We start from the raw sequence: 26,522 nt of genomic DNA, 5'->3' as shown, positions 1-26,522 counted from the left end.
ACATCATGAAATATGACTTTTTATTTACAAAAATCAACCTTAATCTTTTACCCAAATGCGTCTTTCTTGGTGCCAAAATCAGCGTTTAAAGCAGTAAAAAATCAATGCCTTAAATTAATTGTTAATATAAAGTCATGCTGCAGTTTGTTATTTTATTACAAATATATGTTTTAAATATACTTAATACTAGAAAATGGCATGAGAAGTTATGTTTAAATCGCCTATTTAAAGGTGTAAAAACGCTAATTTATAGGTAGAGAGAGCCTATAGATTTGACTTAATATGCAATCGTAAGGTGATATTTTATCTTTGCAGTATTTTACAATGCCTCAAATTTACCTGATAAACGATTTATTCCTGAGCATTAGCCCCCTAACCAAGCTTAATTGCTGTAAAAGTAGGCGAATAAAGCGCTAATCAGAGAATTAAAAGTGAATACATAATTATTTTAGTTATTGAGAGGACTGACCTGATCTGATTTTACGAGGCTTATAACGGGTATCAAACTCTATGCGGAGCTTTAAACATTCAATAATAAAGGCGGGTAAAGCGCTTTACATAATACCAATCACTTATTTAATGCAATTGGTATAATATGTAAAACGCATAAGTTTAAGAAACGATTACCCTTGTACACCACCTTGCGTTAATTTTAGAGGGTCAAGTAACCTATTTAATTCATCGACAGAAATATCGGTATTCTCTGCGGCCACTTCAACAATAGGTCGGCCACTTTTATAGGCTAGTTTAGCGATTTCAGCAGCTTTCGCATAACCAATGATAGGGTTTAATGCCGTCACTAGAATAGGATTACGTGATAAAGCTTCTTTTAATTTTTCCTCTTTAACGACAAAGGTCGCAATCGCTTTGTCTGCTAAAAGGTGACTAACATTAGATAACAACTCAATACTTTCTAGTAAGTTGCTAGCTATCAAAGGTAACATCACATTAAGTTCAAAATTTCCCGACTGCCCTGCTACAGTGATCGTTGAATCGTTACCAATCACTTGTGCCGACACCATACAAGTAGCTTCAGCAATAACTGGATTGACCTTGCCTGGCATGATTGACGAGCCAGGTTGTAAAGCTTGCAACTCAATCTCACCTAAACCAGCTAAAGGTCCTGAATTCATCCAACGTAAATCATTGGCTATTTTCATCATACTAACGGCTAGTGCTTTCAGTTGTCCTGAGAGCGAAACAGCAATATCTTGCGAACTAATATGCGTAAAAAAGTTATCCGCAGGCGTAAAGTGAAGCTTAGTCTTTTCACTTAACGCCTCAGCAAATTTCTTAGAAAAAGCAGGATCCGCATTAATACCAGTCCCTACCGCGGTTCCGCCCTGTGCTAAGCTTTGAAGGTTAGGTTGCAACTGTTCCAATACACCTTTATTTAAGGCGATTTGATCCGCCCATGCCGCTAAGGTTTGGCTCATACGAATTGGCATAGCATCCATGAGGTGAGTACGCCCAGTTTTCACATACTGATCAACAGCTTTCGCTTTTTTTCTAATCGTCTCTATCAAGTGCTCCAAGGCCGGTAATAATTTTTCATTCAGCTCTAATGCGGCACTGATATGAATAGCAGTTGGGATGATGTCATTACTACTTTGACCATAATTAATATGATCATTAGCGCCGACAGTATCTCCGTAAAGTTTAGTCGCTAGAGTGGATAACACCTCATTAGCGTTCATGTTAGAACTCGTACCAGAACCTGTTTGGAATACATCAACAGGGAAATGTACTTGATAATCAGTGTCTAATAACTGATCGGCCGCTTGGCAAATAGCTTTTCCCATTTCAGTAGGGATTAATGTTAATTCGGCGTTTGCTTCAGCAGCTGCATATTTAGCTAATATTAATGCTTTGATAAATGCTTTTGGCATCCCTTTACCGCTTACAGGGAAGTTATTAATAGCTCGCTGAGTTTGCGCACCATAAAGTGCATCAACAGGTACATTTAATTCGCCCATGCTATCTTTTTCTACTCTTGTCTGTTTCATGCTTATCCTTATTCTATTTATTGTTGCAGGCTATATTTGAAATATTGTGAGGTCAGTGATAATTCATGTAAAAGTTGTTTTATTTGCGTATGTTCTTGCTCATTTTTTGCAATGCGTTGTAGTGAGCAAATAGGTTTATAGATGTTATCCAGACAAATACATCGCCAATGCACAGGATTAAGCTCATCAACAAAGGCTTCTAATAATAAATAGAACTGCTCCTGATAACGTGATTGTCGATTAATTTTTGCATGCTCTATATTCTGATGGCACTCCTCAGCAGATAACCACAGTGAAATTAACATGGGATTATCAGGTTCTTTGGCATAACGAATTTTATCTTTTAAGATTGATAACATCATACTCATGGCAATAACTTCTTTGAAAGGAATATCTTTAAACACTATCAGTATCGATAATCATTATCAAATGAACTTAAGGGTAATATATTGCTTTAGCTAACAAAAATGGATTAAAGAAAGAGTGAAGATGGGAACAATAATGGCAATAAAAAAGGCTTACTAACATTCTATTAGTAAGCCCTATTAAACTAAAATGATAGCGGATGTATAACTACCTTAGTATACGTCTCTAACATAGCGCTTTTGTTTTTTCAGTTTTGCAACATATTGCACCGCTTCATCTGGTGTCATGTTGCCGTGCATTTCGATAATTGAATGTAATGCCTTTTCAACATCTTTTGCCATGTATAACGCATCACCACAGATAAAGAAGTAACCGCCCTTCTCTAACCAAGCAAACAACTGCTCACCATGTTCTAACATACGGTCCTGAACATATATTTTTTGTTGTTGGTCACGAGAGAAGGCTAAATCTAACTTAGCGATCAAACCACTGGCTTGCATTGCTTCTATCTCTTCTTGATAGATAAAGTCCGTTTTACTATTTCTGTCACCAAAAATTAGCCAGTTTTCACCCTCTGCACCCGTTGCTAAACGCTCTTCTAGGAACGCTCTGAAAGGTGCAATACCGGTACCAGGACCCACCATGATCATTGGTGCTGTAGGATCTGTTGGTACAGCAAAGTGACTGTTTGGTGCAAAGTAACATTTAACCTTATCGCCAATTTCAGCCTGGTCAGATAAGAAGGTAGAACAGACACCATTATGATCACGGTCATTACTGTGATAACGCACATTACCTATGGTTAAATGCACTTCGTTATTATGCTGTTTAATGCTTGATGAGATAGAGTAAGCACGTGGGGCTAATGGTTTAGTTAGATTAATAAACTCCGCCACACTAAACTGGGCCTGTGGGAAAAGTACCAATAGATCAATAGTATCCTTGCCCCATAGGAAGTCATTTAATTGATCTGTTTCACCATTAACCAGTTTAGATAACTGTTTATCTCCACTTCTAATAGCCAATTCAGCAATAAACTCTTTACTCGGGATACGGATCTCAACTTCTTCACTAAATATGTGCAATAAGCTAAGGCTCTCACCCTTGTATGGGATAACCTCTTTGCCAGATGCATCAAATAAAGCGAGTAGCTCTTCTACTAATTCCGTTCTATTCACAGGGATCACGTTTAACGCATCCCCGGCTTCATAAACTTCACCACTATCACCTAACGAAAACTCATAATGGAAGGTTTCTTTACTTGAGCCCGCTTTGGTTAAGGCTTTTTTAGTGATTAATTCAGCCTGTAATGGATTTTTACGCGTATATTTTGATTTTGGCTTAGTAGCGCCTTTCACTTTAACGGGTTGCACACTCTCTACTACAGAGCCTTTAGTCGCGATATCCGGTAAGACTTCTGCAGTCCATTGACTTGCTTGATCTTCAAAATCAATATCACAATCCACTCGCTCAACAATACGTGTTGCCCCTAATGCTTCTAGGCGTTGATCCCATTGGATACCTGCCAAACAAAAGTCATCGTAATTGGTATCACCCAAAGATAAAACAGAATAAAAAGTATTACTGAATTTAGGTGCATCTTGTTCATTAATAGCATCCCATAATGCTTGTGCATTATCTGGCATTTCACCTTCACCATAGGTACTAGTGACCACTAATAAACGCTCAACCTTAGCAAGCTCTGCTAAGCTGATATCATCCATATCAACCACACTTGCAGTTAAACCATACTGTGCAGCTAAATCAGCAGCCTCTTCAGCCACTGTTTGTGCATTACCTGTTTGGCTACCATAAATGATAGTTAAAGGTTTAATTGCAGGGGCTGCAGCTTGTTGCGCCGTTGTGCCTTCTTCTTTCACTAATAAACGCGTATGTAATCCAGCTAGGAAACCGCCTAACCATTGTTTTTGTTCGCCATTAAAAGGCATGTTTTCTGGTAAATATGGTACTTTTAAGTCACTCATGAAAAACTCCAATAAATTAAGCAGTGTCTTTAATAGCAAGCGCTAAGATATGACAATAATGAGCAGCGAGTTGCTGTTCAAAAATAGGTAACTCAGCTAACTTAGCTTGATTTACACGGTTTCGTTCAATGATCCACACACTGGTGCCCCATGCATTACTATCTGAAACTTCTTTCTTATCCAGAGATTCCTTATAATCTTGCAAACGTTTATCAGCGAGCAAATAAGCAAGCGCTTGATCATCGTAACTTGCAAGTACCGATTTACAGTCTTTAGCAAGTACTTCAATTAACTTTCTATCTTCACTTTCAAATAGATATTCAGTCACTCTATCAACGGATTCCCCCTTCTTAACTGCATCAGATTTCTGAGCAGCTTCAAATGCTCGGCGTATAGTGCCCGTTGCATTGATATATTGACAAATAAGCGTGCTATCTAACTCGCCATAATCAGGTAACTTACCGTTGAACAAATATTGTTGTTGATCTATTTGATGGTAAGCAGACTTAATACTCAATGTAAGCTGTTTAGCATAATATTGAGAAAGCTCTTCAAGCATATTTTTACGTGCTGAATGTGCAAAGATCTGTTCACTACACTGATAACTGAATAAAGAGAGTGGGATCAGCACATAAAAATGTGCTCTGCTATTTTCCCAATCATCTAATAACAGTTGTGTTTTTGTCGATTTTGTCGCTAATAGGTGTTGCTCTAGATGATAACGTAAGGCTACCTCATGGCCCGCAGTCAACTCACTCGCTTCCGCTAAACAGATCGCTTTCACTGAATCTTTGCTACACTTAGACAAAATAGCGCCAGTCTGGTCATATTGGTAAGCAGAACCACCACTCATACCATTACCAAAACCTTTACCAAAAGCCCCTAAGTTAACGATCGAACCGTTGGTCATGTATTCACAACAAAAGTCCCCCACCCCTTCAACAACTGCCACGGCACCGGAGTTACGAACCCCAAAACGATCCCCTGCTTGCCCTTCAACAAACAACTCACCGCCCGTTGCACCAAATAACGCGAAGTTACCTATTAACACGTTACCTGCAACATCTGTTGCACCGCCACCAGGGCTAGTCACAACAATACGACCACCACTTGCACCTTTACCAACACCATCATTACAAGTCCCATCATGGATAAAGGTAATACCTGAATTAAGGAAAGCTGCGTAGCTTTGTCCTGCAGAGTGACTTGTTTTAATCACTAAACTACCATCAGCGAAGACTTTACGTCCATTAGAGAGCTGGTGGATAGCAGGGTGCGCATTAACCTCTGTGTCGCTTAAGTCGTAATTAAGTAAACGTTCGATATCAATGGATAACTGACCGCCAACGGTTTTATTACAGTTATCTAAAGCAGGTCCCTCGATAGTCAATGAAGGCACTGACGCATTCACTAAATCGCTGATCGCCTGCTCTAAAAAGCGGTCATCAGGCGTGAAGTTCGCTTCTAAGTAGATAGGTGAAGTAATTTTTACTTCTTCGACAGGTTTAAACATCCCCGTCATATCTAACTGACCAACCATAGTGGCGTGGTTAATCAGATATAAAAGTTCAGTTTTACCGCGGATCTCTTTAAGACTTTGGTAACCTAATTCAGCTAGTAATTCACGTACTTCATGTGCCACATTTAAGAAATATTGTGCCAGTGCTCTTGGGTCACCTTGGTAAAGCTCGGAGTTAGTTGTTAAACCGGCGGGACATTTAATGTTACAGTTTTTCGCCATCACACACTTCAACATCATCAGCGCAGTCGTACCAAACTCAAAAGAGTCACCACCTAAAATGGCAGATTTAATCACATCTAAGCCTGTTTGATGTGCATCGGAACAACGTAATACGATTTTATCGCGTAAGCCATTTTCCGCTAATGATTGATGTACTTCAGCAATACCAATACAAGATGCACGTCCAGTATTTTTCAAACTGGTCACCTGTGCGGCACCAGTACCACCTGTATTACCTGCCACATTAATTACATCAGCGCCAGCTTTTGCTACACCAACGGCAATTGTGCCTATTCCTTCACTAGATACTAATTTAACCACAACACGTACACGCGCAGCTTTTGCATCGTGGATCAGTTGCCCTAAATCTTCAATAGAGTAAGTATCGTGATGAGGAGGTGGAGAGACAAGTTCTACACCCGGTGTACCACCACGTGCCGCTGCGATTTCAACATTCACTTTCGCAGAAGGTAATTGCCCCCCTTCACCGGGTTTAGCACCCTGTGCGATTTTTATTTCAATCTCTTGCAACGCAGGGTCTGCTAAGTAACCGGTCCATACGCCAAAACGACCAGAAGCAAACTGCTTAATTTTACTGGCTTTAACCGTATTATACCGAGAGGAGTGTTCCCCCCCCTCACCAGAGTTACTCATTGCCCCAGCAATGTTAGTCCCCTGTGCAACGGCCTCATGCGCTCTTGCCACCAAGGCGCCATGACTCATTGCTCCAGAAGCAAAACTTGCTGTAATTTGATGCGCAGGTTGCACATTATCCAGCTCAATAGAGTGTGGCGCAGTGAATATTTTATTCACCCAAACTAATGCATCTTCAACCACATTAATAGTTAACTGTGTCTCATCAACATTCACTAAAGTTACGTGCGTTGGATGCAGTGCTTGAATAGCTTGATAGAGCTGTTGGTGTCTTGTTTTTGTTCCAGCAGATAAAGATAAGCTCGCTTGACCATCGGCAGTGATTTCCACTGTCATCCCTTTCACAGAGAATCGGGGAGAACCCGCATAGGAGATGCTATTGAAGGCACTCACAAAATCACTTTCTAACTGACACTCATTTAACAATAATGGCAAGGCCAATACATCACGTATCGCCGCTGGGCGTTTATCACGCTCTTGATGCATGCTTAATGAGAATTGGCGATAAGCTGGCGTAATTTTAAAGGCATCAATCTGCGCAGGGGTTCGTGCTTCAAAACCCAGGTCTTTGTACCCAGCGTCTTCAGGGATCGTTAATAACTGCTCCTGATCTTGCTCACCTCGCTCATCAATATAACTAATCTGTTCTTCAGTCATATTGATATATTCACGTACCGCAGTATTACCAAAACTATGCCCAGCGCCTTCAGATCGCTCTTTAAACAAACCTAAGACAGGGATTTGATCGATATTTTGAATATCAAAGACTTTTTTATGCCAATGCGCAGAGCTCTCCGCTATATCAGAGAAACGCGCGCCCCCTATCGGCGAATGAATATTCGGGAAAAGTTTCGCTAAATGAGGGTCTTGAGTATCAATAAAGTTAGACTCAAAGAACTCACCACCAATGTAACTTTCAACGGTACATAGGCCAAATTTACCCATGGTTTTCATCAGTGCTTTTTCAATCGCTTTTTGGAACTTCTGTAAGCCCTTCTCCATTTCACTGAAATCACTACACAACTCTTGAGCGCGGTAAAAAACAGAGATAGGACACACAGCGGATGCACCAAAACCTAACAAACATGCAATATCATGCGTACTAGAAACTTGTCCGGTTTGGAATACCAAGCTAGTGGTAAAGCGTAAGCCTTTTTTAATCAAACGCTGATTAACCGCTGCAATCACCAACATAGCCGGTATCGCAGCCAATTGATGTGATACTGCTTGATCACTTAACACAATAATTTCACAACCATTGTTCGCTAATGCTTCCGCTTGGTCAGCAATCACGTCGAGCTGTGTTAACAGACTTTGTTGATTGGCTTGTGAATCTTCTAAATCAGCCTCATATAGCGTATCAATGGTCGCTACTGATAAAGCATCTTGCAGCAGTATTTGCTGCAGCTGCTGTGGTTGTAAAATCGGTGATTCAAGCGTTAACTGTTTCGTTTTTGGCTTACCTTGTATCTCATCACCCATATTGGCTTTAGCGCCTAATGTCACTCTCAGCGTCATACCATCAGCTTCACGGATACTGTCCAAAGGTGGATTAGTCACTTGTGCAAAACGTTGGCTGAAGTAGCGAGACATCCCCCCTTCATCTTTCGCTAATGCATTAGGCGCTAGCCCATAACCCATTGCAGATATTTTCTCCATACCGCTTTGAATCATAGGGTCGAGCATAAACTTAAAACTTTCTTGGTTTAAACTATAGGCAACATGACGTGCTGCTAAACTCAGGCTAGAGGTATATTTTACGTCTGATAATGACACCTCAGGTAGCTGCGATAGTTCAATACGCGCTTCCTGTAATAATGGCGAATAGGGTTTCTCTTTAGCGAGCCTATCTAAAATGTCATTGGTGTAAGAAACCTGCTTTAATGCATGGTCAAAGACCACCATTCCACCTGCTTCAATACGGCCTCGGCGAATTACATCTTGTGCAGGGAAATCTATTTGCCCTGCTTCACTCATGACCGCTAAATAATCATCCGTTTCAACGGTTCTTAAAGGTCTTAATCCCAGTCTATCTAAACGAGCACCTATTTTGATACCATCGCCAAAAATGAACGCCGCTGGGCCATCATTTTTCTCTTCATAGAGAGAGAAATATTCCAGCATGTCACGCACTGGCTCAGTTAATGATTTATCATTCTCCCAAGCAGGAGGCATCATGGCTAAAGCGGCGAAATCAATGTCGAGTTCATCTTCACAAATACGACGCGCTAAAGTTTGATCTAAGCGCGCAGAGTCTGATTGCCCTTTTGGAAAAATCACTTTTTTCTTTTTAAAACGTGCAATCGCATCTTCACTTAAACGGTTTTTTCTATCTGTATTTAATTCACCATTATGTGCCATACGATGAAACGGTTGGGCAAACATGGGATTAGGCGCAGTGTTAGTAGAAAAGCGAGTGTGAAAGAATAAAGTATGTATTTTATGGTCTATATCAACGAGGTCTTTAAAATAGGGAATCACTTCCCAACTGTTTAATCGACCTTTTAAAACTTGCGTACGGCTACTCATGGACATTGGATAAAGTCCATACAGCTCTGGTTTTGTATACGCTGGGTTCTCAATGGCCAATAAGGCTTGGTGAATTAACTTCTCAAATTCCACTTGATCGGTGACATGCTTAGGGCAATGAAATATTAACTGCTTAATTGAGAATTGTGCCGCTTGGCTCGCTTCATTGAGTGCATTTAAATCAACGGGGAGCTCACGCCACACCATGATTGGGAATTGGAAATCATTGAGTATCTTTTCAATAATTTCATCTGCTGCTTTATGCTGTGTTTTATCTACAGGATAAAAAAAGTTAGCTACGCCAAAATCACCATGCTGTAATGTTTTATCGCCTGTCACTTTGCGGAAAAAATCTAAAGAGATGTCAATGTTAACACCAGCTCCGTCACCAATTCCTTGCGCACTCATTCCGCCACGGTGGGGAATCATACATAAAGCTTGGTGCGCATGAGATAATAACTCATGAGTTTGCAAACTGTGTTTGTTAGTAATAAACCCAACACCACAACTAGAATGCTCATCATTTCTATCAAATAAATATCGTTTCATCATAATCCATTAGAACGACTGCTCGCCAAGTAAAAGTAAAAAGGGGTTTGGAGAATAAACATTCCCAATGATAAATGCAAATAACTATCATTACCATAACAAGAAATAAAAGCTAAATACTTATGCAGAAAAACTATTTATTTAAGCAAAAAATAAAATGGGCAGTATATGAGGCATGAGAAAAAATAAATCTATCCATCTGAAATTAAAAGTAATTTTATAATGTTGAGAGCATTTCTTTATCTAAGGAAAGAATTTTTATTTTTTAGCGGGCTAGTTTAAAACAAGCTTAATAGGCACAGTGACGAAGTTTAAAAGATAGTTGAAATTGGCAGTGCTTGCAGCCAAATCAACCATATTATTGTTATTATAAGCTAACGATTACATGACTCTTCAGTAAAACAAAGTGTATTTTTTCCTGCTGATTTTGCAGCATACATCGCTAAATCTGCCGCTCTCATTAACTGGTCATACTCTTTACCATCTTCTGGAAATAATGCGATACCAGCACTACCAGTCACCTTCAAATTGAGCTGTTGATTCATCTTGTATTCAGCAAAAACAGTACCCAGTAAATCTTCAATAATCGACGCCACCTCTTGTTTATCCTTTACATCTTGCAATAAAATAACAAACTCATCTCCGCCTAACCGAGCGGGGATGATCTCAGGTAAAGCGTCATAAAAGGCTAATTCACTTTTAGATAGATTGTTTAACTGAAAAAAACGAGTGAGTCTTTGACCAAATAAATAAAGCAATTCATCACCCGCTTTATGGCCGTAGGTATCATTAACCTCCTTAAATCCATCAAAGTCGATAAACACTAAGGCGCCCTTTTGATTCAATGTTATCATTTTAGCTAATGCTTTATTCGACAAACGATAAAAGTAATTACGGTTAGGCAAGCCGGTATGAGAATCAAAATAAGCGAGTTTGGCAATGACGTTTTCTTTTGCTTCTATGGTTTCCATCATATGAGCAAACTGCGTTTTCAACTCAGAAATTTCTTGGGGGACAGCCCTAGAAAGAGTGAACTGTAAGTTAACTTGACTCTCTCCGCTTTTAATTGAATTGATGGTTCGGGATAGGTTTTCCAAAGGTTTAATTATCAACAAAGAGACGGGGATGGCAAATAAACAGGCTAAAGCAATACCTATCAGCATCACCATTAGCGCCGCTTTATCAATCTCAACGGCAGTACCTTCTAATTCTTTAATCGGTTGCGGTACCATTACCCCCCACCCAGCACCCGGCACACTGGTGTAACCAGCGATCATGTCACCTTTCAAAGCTGGAGAGTAAAATTTCTCAACTCCGGTTTTACCCGCTAGCATTTTTTGTACTGCACTTACTTTACTCATATCCTTTCTGGTTTTCACCCAAGAAGCTAAAGGATGAGCCAACGCCTGCCCAGTTTGATCAACAATCGCAGCATGGCCTTTTTCACCGAACGCTACTCGTTTTCCCATTTTTATAATGTATTCTGTAGACAGATAACCCAATAAAATCTGATTTCCTAACTTTTTAACCACCAGCATTAGCGGATTGTCATCAATATTCATAGCTTCTGTCACCGTAGAAATACGAATTTTTCCTTCCTCTAACGTCTGCTTAGCTAACAATAAAATGGCATTATCGGTGACTGGCTGACACTGCTCATGACGACTAAAAATACAGGTTTGCAGTTCGCCATTTTGAGTAATTACAGCCACTTCAAGAAACTGAAAACTGTTTAAAAAAGCATTAAACTCAGGTGAATTGACTTGTTTTTGAGAACCCGTCTCTAATATAGAAAAAACACCTAATACATCTTGATAGTAACGTTCAAAAGCAGTAGAAAGGTTCTTAGCGATAACTAAATGTTTTTCATTCACTTCTTGAATTTCAAGGTCTAACGCTTTTGAATAAGGCCACGCCCAAAAAATCGTCATGGGTATGATGACTATTAAGCAAAAAGTAATGATAAGTAAACCACGGATATTCATGTTTATTCCGTTGACAAGTTAATGCCAAAATTAATATTTAGTACTTATATTACACGTTAAGTAATATAAAACACCCCTGTTCGATCAAATAATAGACTAAAAAAATCAAGTACATATGGAAGCCAGTTAATGGATGAGTTTGCACAAAATATTTTTACCCTTTTATCCTACTTAGAAAAAGGAAAATTAACCACTTATGGACAACTTGCTAGCCAAGCGGGATTCCCAGCACATGCTAGGCATGTAGGAAAAATATTAGCAAAGCTTCCTAAAGACACTCGCTTACCTTGGTATCGCGTCGTAAACTCTCAAGGTAAGATATCATTAAAAGGTGAGGCTTTTTTAAGACAGAAAAAGTTATTAGAAGCTGAGCACATAGCAATAACAGAACAAGGCAAAATTTTAAAATTTAAACAATATCTTGAGTAAAATGAAACTACTTATTTCAATGCTTATAAAAATGGAGCATCAATATGAAACAGGAACAATCAACGACTAAAAACATAACCGATATAAAACAAGCTTGTACACTTTATTACCAAGCGATCAAAGCAGAAAAAACCGCCCAACTCCTGTCTACCAAAGAAAGCCTTAAATTACTCCACCAAGCAGGACAATTTGCTTATTCAGAACGTCTTGATAAAACAGAATATGAAACGAGCTTAGCTAAATTACAAATTGAGTTGGTGAAACTCCAAGATTACCTGTTAAAAAGTGGTAAACGTTTAGTGGTGATTTGTGAAGGTAGAGATGCAGCAGGTAAAGGCGGTGCGATTAAGCGTTTTACCGAATACTTAAACCCACGTCATGCAAAAGTTATTGCCTTGGATAAACCGAGTGACCGAGAGCAAGGACAATGGTATTTCCAACGTTATATTAATCACTTTCCAAGTGCAGGTGAAATCGTCTTTTTTGACCGTTCTTGGTATAACCGTGCTGGTGTAGAGCGCGTAATGAACTTTAGTAGTAAAGATGATTTAGCACGCTTTTACCAACAAGCCCCGCTACTTGAAAGCATGTTAGTAGAGTCCGATATCGTATTAGTAAAATTTTGGTTTACCGTTGAAAAATTAGAGCAATTACGCCGTTTCCATGAGCGTATGAGTAGCCCACTAAAACAATGGAAATTAAGCCCAATGGACTTTGAAGCATTAGAAAAATGGGATGAATATGCCACTGCGCGAGATGATATGTTTAAGTTTACCGATAAAAAGTCCACACCTTGGATCACCATCAATTCCAATGATAAACGCCGCGCACGTGTCCACGCTATCCGTCACCTATTAAGCCAATTCGATTACCCTGATAAAGACAACAAGCTAGTTAATGAGATAGACAACAACATAGTGCTATTCAAACATAATTAATTTGACTATTTTTGACCTCTATATTCTTAGACTGATTGATTAACAGGCAAAAAAAAACCGATGCGGTGAAACATCGGATTTTAAATAACAGCTTATTTGTAATGTGCTAAACGCAGATTATTTTAAGTGCGGCGTATTAGTTGTTACATGTAAGTTTTGTGCACGATGACGTAATACATGGTCAAGTAAAGTGATTGCCATTTGCGCTTCTGCAATTGGCACAGCACGAATACCCACACATGGATCATGACGACCTTTAGTGATCATCTCAGTTGCTTCACCATCAGTTGTAATAGTACGACCAGGGATAGTTAAACTAGAAGTCGGTTTTAACGCAATAGACGCAACGATATCTTGTCCCGTTGAAATACCACCTAAAACACCACCAGCATGGTTAGATAAGAAACCTTCAGGCGTCATTTCATCACGGTGTTCAGTACCTTTTTGGTTGGCTACTTCAAAACCATCACCAATTTCTACACCCTTAACAGCATTAATGCTCATTAAAGAGTGCGCTAATTCCGCATCTAAACGATCAAATACAGGCTCACCTAAACCAACAGGTACACCAGAAGCAACCACTGTTACCTTAGCGCCAATTGAGTTACCTTCTTTAATTAACGCTTTCACGCAATCTTCTAAATCAGTTAACTTGCTCGTATCAGGGAAGAAGAAAGGATTGTTTTCTACTTCATTCCAATCAATTGTATCTGGCGTGATATCACCCATTTGGCTTAAATAACCACGGATCTCAATACCAAATTGCTCTTTCAAGTATTTCTTAGCAATCGCCCCGGCTGCTACACGCATTGCTGTTTCACGTGCAGAAGAACGACCACCACCACGGTAATCGCGGTGTCCATATTTTTGATGATAAGTGTAATCAGCATGACCAGGACGGAACAGGTCTTTAATTGCTGAATAATCTTTAGAACGTTGATCAGTGTTTTCAATGATCAAACCAATGCTGCAACCTGTGGTTTTACCTTCAAATACACCGGATAAAATCTTCACTTGGTCGCCTTCTTGACGCATGGTGGTATAACGTGATTGCCCCGGACGACGGCGGTCTAAATCATGTTGTAAATCTTCTTCAGTGATCGCTAAGTTAGGTGGAATACCATCAATGATGCAACCTAACGCCACACCATGGCTTTCACCAAAGGTTGTCACTTTAAACACTTGACCAATACTGCTTCCTGCCATTGTTAATTTCTCACTTTAATAAATTTCAAATAATACCCAGCACCATTAAGATGCGAGGTATAACTAAATGTTAATGTTTTCAAGCTGTGCTTTAGTCAGAGCAAATACACCGTGTCCACCGATTGAAAATTCAATCCATTGGAATGGGATCTCTGGATAAGCAGCTTGTAAGTGCACTTGCGAGTTTCCTACTTCTACAAATAACACACCATCATCATTTAACATTGCACTTGCTTGACGTAGCATTTCACGGACTAAATCCAGTCCATCATCACCACAAGCTAAGCCTAATTCAGGCTCATGTTTATATTCTTCAGGCAAGTTTGCCATATCTTCCGCATCAACATAAGGCGGGTTAGATACAATCAGGTCATATTTCTCATTTTCAACGCCACTAAACAGATCTGACTGAATAGGGAATACTTGTTGAGATAAACCGTGATTTTGGATATTAATATCTGCTACTTCTAATGCATCTTCAGAGAGATCAACAGCATCTACCTCTGCATCAGGGAAAGCATAAGCACAAGCAATCGCAATACAACCACTACCAGTACATAAATCAAGAATGCGTTTTGGTGCAGTTTGTACCCAAGGTTCAAACTTAGTTTCAATCAATTCTGCAATAGGTGAGCGTGGCACTAAAGTGCGCTCATCCACGTAGAACTCTAACCCTGCAAACCAAGCACTGTTAGTTAAGTACGGCACAGGAATACGCTGTTCAATACGTGTCACAATTAACTCAACCAACATTTTACGTTCACGTTGTGTTAAACGTGATTGCAAAATTGAGATATTGCTTTGTAGCTCAAGGTTTAATGACGGCAAGATTAGTTGTACAGCTTCATCCCAAGCATTATCAGTACCGTGACCAAAAAATAGCCCCGCACGATTAAACTCGGTCACAGCCCAACGTAATATATCTTGAATGGTTACTAACTCATCAACCGCTTCATCACTAAAAATCGTATCCAATTTATTCTCCACTTAAGGTAAACTTCGCTCATTCAACTACCTAGTTTAGGAAAAACCATGACCGATTATAATAATGATGATGATTTTTCGCTGTTTAGCGCAGAATTTGCTGGTATCAAAAAATTGCAACAGGATACCATAAAATTGCCCCCGAAAAACATTAAGAATAAAGCGGTCATTAAAGAAAAACGTGAACAAAACTTTGAACAAAGCCATTTCTCTGATGCCTATGAACCATTACTGCCAAGTGACGGTCCCGTTCGTTATAGCCGAACTGATGCTGAAAAGTACTTAGTAAAGCAATTACGTCGTGGTGACTTCACGCCAGAGATCATTCTTGACCTGCACGGTTTAACCCAACAAGAAGCTAAAAGTGAATTAGCAGCCTTGATTAACTGTTGTAAAAAAGAAGGCTTATATTGCTGTAGTGTGGTGCATGGCATGGGTAAACATGTTCTCAAAAAACAGGTTCCACTTTGGTTAGCACAGCATCCAGATATCCTTGCTTTCCATCAAGCACCTTTGGAGTTTGGTGGTCAAGGCGCACTATCGGTTTTAGTTGAGTTAGAAGATTGGCAGATGAAAGAAGAGAAAAAACGCTAAGTTTAACTTAATCCACCAGCAGCTCCATTAAGAGGTCCCGTTATGGCTAGTTTATTAATTTTATTAGATGACATTGTCACTGTATTAGATGATGTTGCAGCCATGAGTAAAGTCGCAGCGAAGAAAACAGCGGGTATTTTAGGTGATGACTTAGCGCTTAATGCACAACAAGTATCAGGTGTAAAAGCAGACCGAGAAATACCTGTGGTCTGGGCTGTTGCCAAAGGGTCATTATTAAATAAAGCGATTATTCTCCCTGTGGCCCTGTTGCTAAGCAGCTTTCTGCCGATCGCAATTAATATATTGTTATTAATTGGTGGTGTGTATCTTTGCTTTGAAGGGTTTGAAAAAATAGCTCACTCTCTTTTTACTGCAGATAAACCAGCTCAAAAACAACAACGCCTGCAAGCTAATGCAGACCAACATATCGACTTACTAGTAATGGAGCAAAAAAAGATTAAAGGTGCTATTCGTACCGATTTCATCTTATCGGCTGAAATCATTATTATTGCCCTCGCCTCCATTCCTTCCGATGACCTAACGGCTCAAATTGTAACATTAGTAGCCTTATCAGTAGGATTAACCGCGTTTGTTTATGGCTTTGTTGCCGCTATCGTGAAAATGGATGACCTAGGTTTATATTTAATCAATGGCTCACAGGATAATTCAAGATCACTGTTAGGCTGGATTGGAAAATCATTAATCGCCTTTGCACCTCTCTTAATGAAATTATTAGTATTGGTGGGGACGGTTGCAATGTTCTTAGTAGGCGGTGGTTTAATCGAGCATAACCTACCTTTTATTGCTGAATGGAGTGAGCATTTAATGACGTTATTCACTGATTTACCGGCCTTATTAACCACCAGCCTACCCACTATTTTCGCAGGCATAGTAGGTTTAATCGCTGGGGCATTATGCTTTATGGTGGTCACACTGTGCTTAAAGTTGCGTAAACCTGATTAATACTAAACTCTACAGAGTTTTTAACTTAGCGACCTATTTATTAGCCTATCCCTCGCTTAAACCGTTCTTCTCATACGTTTCAATATTGTTTCGGAATCTAAATGCGCTTGGTACTTCTCATACTCCAAGCCTTTAGCGAAGATATATTTAGTCACTAAAACCCGAACCTGTTTTAATAACATTTCTTCATCCCAGTCCTGTTCATAAAATCGATTTACGTGTGCAATATTAATGGCATTAATAAATACTTCCTTAGACGTATCATTGCTAATTAAAATCCTTTTAGTATGTATAAATCGAATATCCTCAGCGATCTGCTCTAACAGTGGAACATCACAGCTTGCACATTGCGTGATGCCTGAAACAATCAATACCAGGAAGTCTCCTTGCCTGTCTATTTCATCCATTTTTTTTAACGCCTCATCTCCAGAATTACATTGTGACAATGTCATAAAGTTAGATAAAGGAGACAGTGTCTGCAGTAAATTAAAGGTAATTTCGGTATTATCATCAACACAAACAAGATGTAATTTATCCATAAATACTCCTTAAACAGCCCCAAATAAGTTCACTATCCAGACCGTAACAAAACTTAATAAAACACCGGTAATACCAATAATTCCCCCCACTTTTGCCATCTCTTTGGTTTTTATATGCCCAGTAGCATGTGCTAATGCATTAGGGGGTGTGCTGATCGGTAATGCCATCCCCAGTGAAGAGGCAAAGGTCACCACTAATAACAGGGTCACTTCTCCCCCCAATGGAGCCAATGAACTCATCGAGACACCAAGTGTTGCCATCATCGGCATCAGTAAATTAGCGGTAGCAGTATTAGACATAAAATTAGCCATCAATAGGCTTAAAAATGCAGCGCCAATCAACACGAAATAGGGCGAAAAAAAATCAAAAGGGATGCTATAGACAATTAATGCCGCTAAACCACTTTTATCCAAGGCGAGACCCAACGCAATACCACCAGACACTAACCATAAAACATCCCAAGATATTTTCTTTAAATCGTCTTTAGTAATAATCCCTGTCATTAAAAAAACCGTCACAGGTATCATCGCCACCGTGTAGGAATTCATGCCATGTAAGGAGCCCATTAACCATAATAGAATGGTGATAATAAATACCGCATACACTAATAATGCTTTAGGTGTTTTCAAAAACTCACCTTGAATATCAAGCTCTATTTTACGCTGTTTCGCTGGGAACATTTTATTAATTAAGTACCAGGAAAAAGCCATTAAGATGATCGTAAATGGCACACCAAATGCCATCCATTCAGCAAAATTAATATTATTAACGCCTTGTAAATACTTCAAGGCAATCGCATTAGGTGGCGTCCCAATAGGAGTGCCAATTCCACCAATATTAGCCGCCAGCGGTATACATAAAGCAAAGGCCACTCTGCCAGGATCTTTAGGATTAAATAAGGCAATAACAGGTGCTAAAATAGACAACATCATAGCGGTCGTTGCTGTATTTGACATAAACATGGAAAATAATCCAGTGATCAGCATTAAACCTAACATCAAAAAACGAGGCTCTTGGCCAAAAGGTTTAAGTAATACACGCGCTAAATTCACATCTAGACGGTATTTTGTCGCAGCAATAGCAAGAAAAAAACCACCAAGAAACAACATAATAATTGGGCTAGCAAAAGTAGCCATAATATCCACATGGCTCATCACAACCCCATACTGTGCAGAGCCTTCCTCTGCGCGAAAAAAAATAACGGCTTTATCTGAAACCAGCAGTAATTCAAAGGCAATAATGGCAACGGAAGTGGAGTAAATAGGAATAGGCTCTAATATCCAGCTCAATGTAGCAAAAATAAAAATAGCGGCGATACGCTTCTGAACAATAGTCATTCCTTCAAAGGGAAACGCTGACAATGGCAAATACAGAATCAATAAAGGTACGCATATAGGCAATATGTATTTTAAATATTTATACAATCTAACCTCCAAAACCCCGATTAAAATAAGATTATCAAGGTATTGAAATTAAGATTAATAGGCTTAGATCAATAAATATTTTATAAACATAACGCATCTGGTAAATTTGTGGAGAAGCTCAAAATGCGTGATTGGAAATTGTTCAGATAAAGGCGATAAAATATCAATGTCCGAGCATCGACTTAGCAATAGGTAATAAAGCCGCACCTTGCTCCGTTAAAACAGGTGTGTGTTTCACGATTAAATAATGTCTTATCAATGCCAATTTCAAGGTGTTTTATTAATCGCTACTATCCCTGTTATTGCATACTTATTAGGCGTCAGCTTATGCCAGGCATTAATGATGGATATTGGTACGACCATTTTTATTACAATTTACGCTTTCTTCTACAACCTAACATAAACCTAACTTAAACCTAACTTAAACCTAACTTACGACCATACAAGAGCATTTATTGTAGGTGACTGTTCAGTTGCTTGTTAAGTCTACTATTATTCCAAAAATGACTCGCTTTATTGATTAAAGCGAGTCATTAATCCCACCTCTATCTAGCGAACATCGCTCATCAATATTAATAATAAGATTAAAAAAACACCTATCAAAGCAGTGTCATTCATTGAAATGATATTTTACATACCTTCTATTATTAACAAAAATTTGAAACTGTTTTTAGCCTTACCAATCTTATAAAACCATAATAAATCAATATACTAGTCAACATCAAATGAGCATGATTAATTGCACTAAGAACACTCATTACTAATACATTGCTAGACACTAAAAAATTCAGGAAATAACATTATGAGCCAACAAATCATTAAAGACTTAAACGTTCGTTACACCACTAAAAAATACGATGAAACAAAACGCATCTCAGCTGAAGATATGCAAATAATCAAAGAAGCACTGCGTCTATCTGCTTCATCTATTAACTCACAACCATGGAAATTCATCGTTGTTGAAAGTGAACAAGGTAAACAACGTTTACATGATACATTTGCTAACAAGCACCAGTTTAACCAACTACATGCGAAAGAAGCTTCTCATACTATTTTATTTGCTTACGACCCTAAATTTACTAAAGACAAATTCCGTAAACGTGTCGATGCAGAAGTAAGCTCAGGACACCTACCAGCTGAAATGTACGATAACTTCATGGGCGCTTACGCTTTTGCAGATTTCAACACTGATGAAAATGGTTTTAACGGTTCATGGACTAAAGCACAGGTTTACCTTGCACTAGGTAACATATTACATACTCTGCCACGCATGGGCATTTCATCAACACCGATGGAAGGTGTAGATGCTGATTTAATCGGTGAATTATTCAAAGAAGAGTTAGACGGACATATCTGTGAAGTTGCATTAGCTATCGGTTACCCGAAAGCAGAAGAGGATTACAACTACGGCTTACCAAAAGCACGTTTAGCAATGGATGATGTGATCACGGTTGTTTAATCAAATAATGCTAGCCAGCATCACCATGTTAGCTAGCTAAACTATTCTAGGGGACACAATGTTGTCCCCTTTTTTATTGGCGTTAAACCTCTACACCCGCTTCATCGCATTCGACAATATCAGTTTCAGTTAGTGCTTGTACTACCCACCCCTGCAACACAGGGCAACTTAGCACATACTCACAATACTGCTCCGCCAGCGGAGATAAACTAATTTGATATGTTTTTAAACGTAATACAACAGGTGCATACATTGCATCAGTAATACTAAAGTCACCAAACAACCAAGCATTAGGGTAAACAGTTTGTTGTGTAGCAAAAATATGATCAATACGCGCAATATCTTGTTTAGCCGCCGCTGACAACTCAAGGTGACGGGTTGCTCTTATATTCATTGGCATTTCGTTTCTTAATGCCATAAATCCAGAATGCATCTCTGCACTTAAACTACGAGCTTGGGCTCTCTTTACAATATTTTTTGGCCATGCAGCACCTAACAAATAAGCATCATTGATGTATTCACAGATCGCTAATGAATCCGATACCTTTAAATCACCATCAATCAGTGCTGGTACTTTATGCACGGTGAAATGCTTTTGTAACTCACTATAAAAATCAGGTGTATCAAGTACCAGCTGAGTTTCATCAAATACTACATTGAATTTGCTCATTAAATACCATGCTCTCAATGACCATGTAGAATAGTTTTTATTACCAATAAATAATTGCATTACAACTCCTAAGTGATTAAGTTATCAACAATATAAAACAGGATGTGGCTAAATACTCGCCAAAGTTTTTCATACCTTACATCAATGATATTGATGTATTGAACACCATAGGATTAATATGGAGATTGATGCACTTCGTACTTTTTTAGCCTTTGTAGATACAGGCAGCTTTACTCGAGCCGCGCAACAAGTCTGTCGGACTCAGTCAGCGGTAAGTATGCAGATGAAGAAGCTAGAATCGGATGTTGCTACCCCATTATTTGTTAAGCAAGGTCGACAGCTTGTGCTCTCTCATGCGGGGATTCAGTTAGCGAGTTATGCAAAGCAATTAATCACACTACATGACGAAGCTCATAAACAATTAAAAACAAGTGTTGATCTGGTCCGTATTCGACTAGGTTGCCCTGATGATTATGCTCAATCTATATTACCTAGAATCACCCAACTCTTACATCAACTTATAGAGCAATTAGATTTACAGATCACCTGCGCATCAACCCTAGAACTAAAGAAGCAGCTAGACCAAGGTTTACTAGATTTAATTATAGCGACTCGCTCTCCTAGTTCTGAAGAAGGGTATTTCCTTCATGCCAGCACCGGAGTATGGGTAAAAAGTGAGTTGTTTAATTACCGCCAAGAAATGACCTTACCATTGGCTATTTTTATGCGTGATTGTAAATTTCATCAAGCAGCAATCGAAGGGTTATTAAAAACTGAACGACAATTTAAAGTAGTTGGATGTTGCTCAAGTTTAAGTGCTATTGAAGGCCTAGTAAAAAACCATTTAGCAATAGGAGCAATGGCAGAAATAAGCAAAGCGGAATCATTAATCATCATTGATGATCCAACGCTACCAGCTTTGCCATCCGTTGATTTAGTGCTGTTGCTTGCAAACCATACCCATAACCCGATTAGCCAAACCATGGTAAAAAAGCTAGCTGAGCAATTTGTTAATGAAGGAAAGCATTGATAAACATGAATAAACTGGTAATTACCAGCTTAGAAAAAATCTTTAACGTTAATAATGTTGCTTTAAAAAGTGAATAATATCCTGTGACTCATACATCCACTGATCGCTTTTGCCCTTTTCAGAAATCAATAAACAAGGCACCTGTACTTTACCGCCGCCCGCCATTAGTTCTTTTCTTAACTTATCATGTACATCTAAATCTTTATAAGTCACATCCACTTTCTGGCTCTGAATGACTTTAATCACTCGCTTGCAGAATGGACAGTGTCCCATGTGATAAAGCGTTAATTTCATCAGAGCTCCTTTTGAATGAATGTATATAAAGAAGAATCACAATACGCAAAGAGAGAATAATAACAATACAAATTAACCTCAACGATTAATCACTCACCTGCCCTTGCTTCATTAAATAATCTTTTAACATAGTCGTGTTACGTGTATTGGCTTTAAAGAAGGCATCAAAAAAGTCACCAAACAAAGGAATTAAACCACCGAAGAAGTCGATTAATATATTAATAACCATTTTCAATTTAATGCGTTTACTAGCGCCGACTCGGTGTGCTTCAAACAAGACATAACTTGATAACAGCACACCAACCGCATCCCCAACAAGCGGCACTAAGCCGATGAGAGCGTCAATACCAACCCTAAATTGTGTAAAAGGAATACGCATACTGCTATCAGTTAGTTTACTAAACCGCTCAAGTCGCTTAATCGCGGCGTCTATTTTTTGCTGAGAGAGCTTTTTATTTGTATGTTTTGAATTAAGCATAATGAACATCCACTTAATGAATAATAACAGCACATAACATCAAGTTATTCATCACTTTAACATTAACTCCTTCACAGTAAAACGAAATAGAAAAGTATGATCAAACTTCACCAATGAAACAATAAGAAAATATATGTTAAGAAATGTGACAAAAGATCTAAAAAATCTATCAAAAAACCTATAAATTAACAATAGTAAACATAAAAACACCTATTAATATTAAAAACAAAGGATTATTACAATGAACAAAATAAAGTTGATGTATAAATGGTTAGTTTTTACAACTTTGTCTACTTTAGTTTTCTCAGTTCATGCAGTGGATTACATGAAAGTGACAAAAAGCGAATATACGATAGATAATTTTAAATTTGAAAGTGGTGAAACTTTGCCAAATTTAAAAATCACATATCGCACCTTTGGAAACCCTGAAGGTGAGCCTGTTCTTCTTTTACATGGCACTCATGGTAATGGCGGCAGCATGCTATCAGATGCACTTGTTGAAAACCTTTACGCCCCTAATAAAGCTCTTGATGCCCGAAAATATTTTTTAATCGCACCAGACTCTATTGGCACAGGAGACAGCACAAAACCTTCAGATGGTTTAAAAGCAAATTTCCCAGTTTATAATTATCATGACATCGTCAAAACACAATATGCTCTATTAAAAAACCACCTAAATATCGATCATTTACGAAGTATTTTTGGGTACTCAATGGGTGGTATGTTAGCTTTTGATTGGGCAATAATGTACCCGGATTACATGGACTCTATTGTACCGACTGCAGCCTTTCCCATAACAATGTCAGGTAAAAACTGGGCTATGCGCAAACTTTTAATTGACTCAATACGTAGAGATCCGCTGTGGGATAACGGAAATTATACTGATGTTCCCCCTTCTTTCCTTACCGCTCGAATTTGGTTTGGTACAGCATTTTATTTAAACAATAAAAAAATGTCAGCACTTTATCCAACTCCAGAATCATTTAACAAAGCACTTGAAGAGAAATATTCAGTTAAAACGGCTCCAGATGCTAACGATGCAATGTATCAATGGGGAGCATCTCGAGATTTCGCGCCTGAAAAAGATTTAAATAAAATTAAAGCATACGTCCTATTAATTAATGAAGATGGGGACCCAAGAAATCCCGCTGATCTAGATACTTTAAGTATTAACATTAATAAGATACCACATGCAAAATCACTCATGATTAAGGCTGATAGTAGTTACTCAGGACATGGTACGGTTTACCACCTCCCATGGTTATACGAAAGTAATCTTGCGAAGTTTCTTTCAGAAGTACCAGAAATATAAATATTTAATAGAGTTATCTAATGGCTCATAAATGAAAGTTTAAGGTTATTCATTTATTAATAACCTTAAACTTAAATAATGGATGCCATTGATTAAAGCCAGTTATAGCTATGAAGTGCATTCGTGAGTACTAGCCAACAGACTTTGCTTTTTAATTAGCATCCCTTTCACTGAGCACTTCTTTTAATGCCAAGGTGCCATTAATAGCCGCTGGGAATCCGCAATACACACTCATTAAAATCATTATTTCTCGAATGTCTACTTGGCTAACACCGATCTTTAAGGCCGCTTTTATGTGAAATTGCAGTTGTGGTGAAGCGGTGCCCATCGCGGTTAACGCTGCAATGGTGGCCATTTCTCGATGCTGGCTATCTAAAGCGGGTCTTGAGAAAATATCGGCAAAACCGTATTCAATCACTAACCTAGCGAGGTCAGGCGAGATATCTTTAAATGTCGCTTCTAAGTTTTCAACTTGGTTCGCATCCAATTGACTAAGGTGTTGCGCACCTAGCACATAACGTGAAGTACCTTGAGGAATAGCATCCGACTGAATAACACCAGTTTCATCTAACTTGCCCTCTTGTTTGCGTTCAGCAACCACCTCTTTTAAGGCTAACATGCCATTAATTGCAGCGGGGAAGCCAGCATAGCTAGACATTTGTAATATCACTTCTTGTATTTCAGCGATATTAGCACCGACATTCAAGGCACCATGAATATGCACTCTTAGTTGTGGTGCCGCATTGCCCATGGCGGTGAGTGCAGCAACAACGCTTAACTCTTTTGACTTAAGTGCTAGTTCGGTTCGATTATAAACATCACCAAACCCATATTCGATAATGTATTTCACTAGGTCTGGTGAACAGCCCATTAGGCTTTCAACGACCTTTTCACCCGCCTCTTTATCAATTATTTTTAAGTTTTTTAATCCTGTTTCATACCGTTCATTTAACGTTGTCATAGTAACCTCTGTTCATTAATGGGAAGAACATCAGCTTAATCCTTAGAGTAAACTCTAAGTCAACCACTTAAACTTTCGTAATAAAGGATTTTTTCTTTAATCTTCTTGAGGTGTAATGCCTCTAACGCAATTCTCTCTTCTAGGATAACAACATGCTCTTGTAACAACTCCTTACGTTGATCGGCTGTTGATTCCCCCTGCTCACGTAAATCGGCATATAACTTAATATTATCCAGCGGCATGCCCATCTCTTTTAACCGTTTAACAAACTCAATCCACTCGATATCTTTAGTCGTAAAGAAGCGATGCCCACCGGCATTGCGCGCGATGTGTTTTAACACCCCAATCTTTTCATAATAGCGAATGGTATGGGAAGAGAGGTTTGTTAAGGTTGAGAAGCGTTGAATGTTGATAAAAACCTCCAGTGATTAACTTGTTAACTGAACTTAGTAATACTTAGACATTCCTGACGCTTTAACTTTGACACCAGATTCATCTTCTCCAGAAAGAATAATATCCTTACATAACCCACTAAATTGGCTTGGCGCTTTATTAAGTTTTAAACCAATGTACGTCCCCCTAAAACTTAATTTTGTAACGTTTATTCTCTGTCCTTGAGACACTAACTTGGCATCGCCACTTCCTAAAAGAAACCAACCAAAAGATGAAGCCAGTTCATTTAAAACGTACAACCCAAAGCCTGAATTATCATATATATTCTCATTTTCAGGGATTTTTCTGGTACTAGATACTCCTGGTTTAATCGACATTCGTAATGCTTGTGACTGCGATTCAATTGCATATGAGCGCTGAAGAGATTTTGCAATACCGATACCGTTATCAACGACTGCCACTTCTACTCGACCATTGGCCCAGCGTTGCCCACAAATATGACATTCATTTGAACCTGAATGTTCAAATACATTACGAACAATTTCACGTAATGCATAATGATATAACCTATTTTCTTCAGTGTATTCGTTGGTGCCAGACAATAGGTTTGCCAATCTTCGTGTTTTTGACATTATATCGTCATACCAATCTTGTAGACTATGGTCTTTAAAGTCGATAATCGGCTTTTGAATTAAGGTAATTGGTAAATAGGTAATTGAGCCTTTTGCTTCTCCAACTGTTTTACCTTCTTCGAACCCAATAAAATCAAAAAAACCTAGATGCCCTAGATAACCATGAGCTTTTTTATTACTATCATGACCTTTTATATCTGTAACTAAGCCATTTTCCCGCCTATATTCAATCCATTTTCGAATCTTCGAGCCCGCAATTAACATTCCCGATGGATACGAGAATTCTAGTGTGGAACAATCAACGCAGACACTTACTGCATTCAGGTTTTTTTCAAGATCTTTAAAAAAAAACTCTAGGGTATCTCGACCAAATTGCTTTGGAAACTGTATTGTAATCATT

At 38.7% G+C, this 26,522-nt stretch carries 22 protein-coding genes and 2 pseudogenes; 8 read left to right on the top strand and 16 right to left on the bottom strand.

The features are described from left to right. Positions 1-623: 623 nt before the first annotated feature. From DS885_RS09040 to DS885_RS09020, 5 genes are all read right to left on the bottom strand, one after another. The gene (locus DS885_RS09040; protein WP_113819111.1) at positions 624-2,006 is read right to left on the bottom strand and encodes a class II fumarate hydratase; all 1,383 of its coding nucleotides are present in this window, start codon (positions 2,004-2,006) and stop codon (positions 624-626) included. Between the two features lie 17 nt (positions 2,007-2,023). Continuing rightward, positions 2,024-2,410: a hypothetical protein gene (locus tag DS885_RS09035; RefSeq protein ID WP_147232343.1), complete on the bottom strand. Its 387-nt coding sequence runs from the start codon at positions 2,408-2,410 to the stop codon at positions 2,024-2,026. Positions 2,411-2,584: 174 nt separating this feature from the next. Then, positions 2,585-4,357, bottom strand: a complete 1,773-nt coding sequence (locus tag DS885_RS09030) for a diflavin oxidoreductase (protein WP_113819109.1) — start codon at positions 4,355-4,357, stop codon at positions 2,585-2,587. A gap of 16 nt (positions 4,358-4,373) precedes the next feature. After that, positions 4,374-9,830 (bottom strand): glutamate synthase-related protein, encoded by a 5,457-nt coding sequence (locus tag DS885_RS09025; RefSeq protein ID WP_113819108.1) that lies wholly within the window; start codon positions 9,828-9,830, stop codon positions 4,374-4,376. A gap of 374 nt (positions 9,831-10,204) precedes the next feature. Further along, positions 10,205-11,761, bottom strand: a complete 1,557-nt coding sequence (locus DS885_RS09020; RefSeq protein ID WP_181817740.1) for a sensor domain-containing diguanylate cyclase — start codon at positions 11,759-11,761, stop codon at positions 10,205-10,207. Positions 11,762-11,944: 183 nt separating this feature from the next. On the opposite strand from DS885_RS09020, the gene DS885_RS09015 reads away from it, so the two are divergent. Next, positions 11,945-12,244: an MGMT family protein gene (locus tag DS885_RS09015; protein WP_113819106.1), complete on the top strand. Its 300-nt coding sequence runs from the start codon at positions 11,945-11,947 to the stop codon at positions 12,242-12,244. A 44-nt stretch (positions 12,245-12,288) separates the two neighbouring features. After that, positions 12,289-13,182, top strand: a complete 894-nt coding sequence (ppk2, locus tag DS885_RS09010) for a polyphosphate kinase 2 (protein WP_113819105.1) — start codon at positions 12,289-12,291, stop codon at positions 13,180-13,182. A 117-nt stretch (positions 13,183-13,299) separates the two neighbouring features. Here the strand turns inward: ppk2 and aroC are convergent, their stop codons facing one another. Together aroC and prmB are read right to left on the bottom strand one after the other, a co-directional pair. After that, positions 13,300-14,388, bottom strand: a complete 1,089-nt coding sequence (gene aroC, locus DS885_RS09005) for a chorismate synthase (protein WP_113819104.1) — start codon at positions 14,386-14,388, stop codon at positions 13,300-13,302. A gap of 63 nt (positions 14,389-14,451) precedes the next feature. Beyond that, positions 14,452-15,363, bottom strand: a complete 912-nt coding sequence (prmB, locus tag DS885_RS09000) for a 50S ribosomal protein L3 N(5)-glutamine methyltransferase (RefSeq protein WP_113819103.1) — start codon at positions 15,361-15,363, stop codon at positions 14,452-14,454. 57 nt (positions 15,364-15,420) lie between these two features. On the opposite strand from prmB, the gene smrB reads away from it, so the two are divergent. Continuing rightward, on the top strand, positions 15,421-15,966 hold the full coding sequence (gene smrB, locus DS885_RS08995; RefSeq protein WP_113819102.1) for an endonuclease SmrB: 546 nt from the start codon (positions 15,421-15,423) through the stop codon (positions 15,964-15,966). Positions 15,967-16,008: 42 nt separating this feature from the next. Beyond that, on the top strand, positions 16,009-16,929 hold the full coding sequence (locus DS885_RS08990) for a DUF808 domain-containing protein (protein WP_113819101.1): 921 nt from the start codon (positions 16,009-16,011) through the stop codon (positions 16,927-16,929). A gap of 56 nt (positions 16,930-16,985) precedes the next feature. Here DS885_RS08990 and DS885_RS08985 read toward each other — a convergent pair whose 3' ends face one another. Beyond that, positions 16,986-17,468: a response regulator gene (locus DS885_RS08985; RefSeq protein WP_113819100.1), complete on the bottom strand. Its 483-nt coding sequence runs from the start codon at positions 17,466-17,468 to the stop codon at positions 16,986-16,988. 9 nt (positions 17,469-17,477) lie between these two features. Beyond that, positions 17,478-18,893, bottom strand: a complete 1,416-nt coding sequence (locus DS885_RS08980) for an SLC13 family permease (RefSeq protein WP_113819099.1) — start codon at positions 18,891-18,893, stop codon at positions 17,478-17,480. A 247-nt stretch (positions 18,894-19,140) separates the two neighbouring features. Between DS885_RS08980 and DS885_RS08975 the strand changes: the two genes are divergently transcribed. Together DS885_RS08975 and DS885_RS08970 are read left to right on the top strand one after the other, a co-directional pair. Continuing rightward, entirely contained in the window at positions 19,141-19,296 is a 156-nt protein-coding gene (locus DS885_RS08975; RefSeq protein WP_113819098.1) for a chlorhexidine efflux transporter, read from the top strand. Between the two features lie 399 nt (positions 19,297-19,695). Beyond that, positions 19,696-20,352: a nitroreductase family protein gene (locus DS885_RS08970; protein WP_113819097.1), complete on the top strand. Its 657-nt coding sequence runs from the start codon at positions 19,696-19,698 to the stop codon at positions 20,350-20,352. An 82-nt stretch (positions 20,353-20,434) separates the two neighbouring features. On the opposite strand, the gene DS885_RS08965 is transcribed toward DS885_RS08970, so the two are convergent. Beyond that, positions 20,435-21,082, bottom strand: a complete 648-nt coding sequence (locus DS885_RS08965) for a glutathione S-transferase family protein (protein ID WP_113819096.1) — start codon at positions 21,080-21,082, stop codon at positions 20,435-20,437. A 118-nt stretch (positions 21,083-21,200) separates the two neighbouring features. Between DS885_RS08965 and DS885_RS08960 the strand changes: the two genes are divergently transcribed. After that, on the top strand, positions 21,201-22,052 hold the full coding sequence (locus DS885_RS08960) for a LysR family transcriptional regulator (RefSeq protein WP_113819095.1): 852 nt from the start codon (positions 21,201-21,203) through the stop codon (positions 22,050-22,052). A gap of 48 nt (positions 22,053-22,100) precedes the next feature. Here DS885_RS08960 and DS885_RS08955 read toward each other — a convergent pair whose 3' ends face one another. Both DS885_RS08955 and DS885_RS08950 read right to left on the bottom strand, forming a co-directional pair. Further along, a complete protein-coding gene (locus DS885_RS08955) occupies positions 22,101-22,346 on the bottom strand; it encodes a glutaredoxin family protein (RefSeq protein ID WP_113819094.1) in 246 nt (81 codons plus the stop codon). Between the two features lie 85 nt (positions 22,347-22,431). Further along, positions 22,432-22,824: a DUF4112 domain-containing protein gene (locus DS885_RS08950; protein WP_113819125.1), complete on the bottom strand. Its 393-nt coding sequence runs from the start codon at positions 22,822-22,824 to the stop codon at positions 22,432-22,434. A 241-nt stretch (positions 22,825-23,065) separates the two neighbouring features. Here DS885_RS08950 and DS885_RS08945 point away from each other — a divergent pair, with 241 nt between their 5' ends. After that, complete coding sequence (locus DS885_RS08945) at positions 23,066-24,136, top strand: alpha/beta fold hydrolase (protein WP_113819093.1); 1,071 nt, start codon at positions 23,066-23,068, stop codon at positions 24,134-24,136. Between the two features lie 151 nt (positions 24,137-24,287). Here DS885_RS08945 and DS885_RS17905 read toward each other — a convergent pair. The 4 genes and pseudogenes from DS885_RS17905 to DS885_RS08930 all read right to left on the bottom strand — a co-directional run. Beyond that, positions 24,288-24,560: pseudogene (locus DS885_RS17905) on the bottom strand (carboxymuconolactone decarboxylase family protein); the annotation flags it as partial. Positions 24,561-24,719: 159 nt separating this feature from the next. Then, positions 24,720-25,097: pseudogene (locus DS885_RS17770) on the bottom strand (carboxymuconolactone decarboxylase family protein); the annotation flags it as partial. A 59-nt stretch (positions 25,098-25,156) separates the two neighbouring features. Then, the gene (locus DS885_RS08935) at positions 25,157-25,504 is read right to left on the bottom strand and encodes a MerR family transcriptional regulator (RefSeq protein WP_258546878.1); all 348 of its coding nucleotides are present in this window, start codon (positions 25,502-25,504) and stop codon (positions 25,157-25,159) included. A gap of 39 nt (positions 25,505-25,543) precedes the next feature. Continuing rightward, the gene (locus tag DS885_RS08930; RefSeq protein ID WP_113819090.1) at positions 25,544-26,521 is read right to left on the bottom strand and encodes an ATP-binding protein; all 978 of its coding nucleotides are present in this window, start codon (positions 26,519-26,521) and stop codon (positions 25,544-25,546) included. Position 26,522: the final 1 nt, after the last annotated feature.

Origin of the sequence: Psychromonas sp. B3M02 (assembly GCF_003318165.1) — a bacterium.
In the GTDB taxonomy this organism is placed as follows: Bacteria; Pseudomonadota; Gammaproteobacteria; order Enterobacterales; family Psychromonadaceae; genus Psychromonas.
Note: the sequence above shows the minus strand (reverse complement) of the source record. Positions and strands in the feature narration are given on the sequence as shown.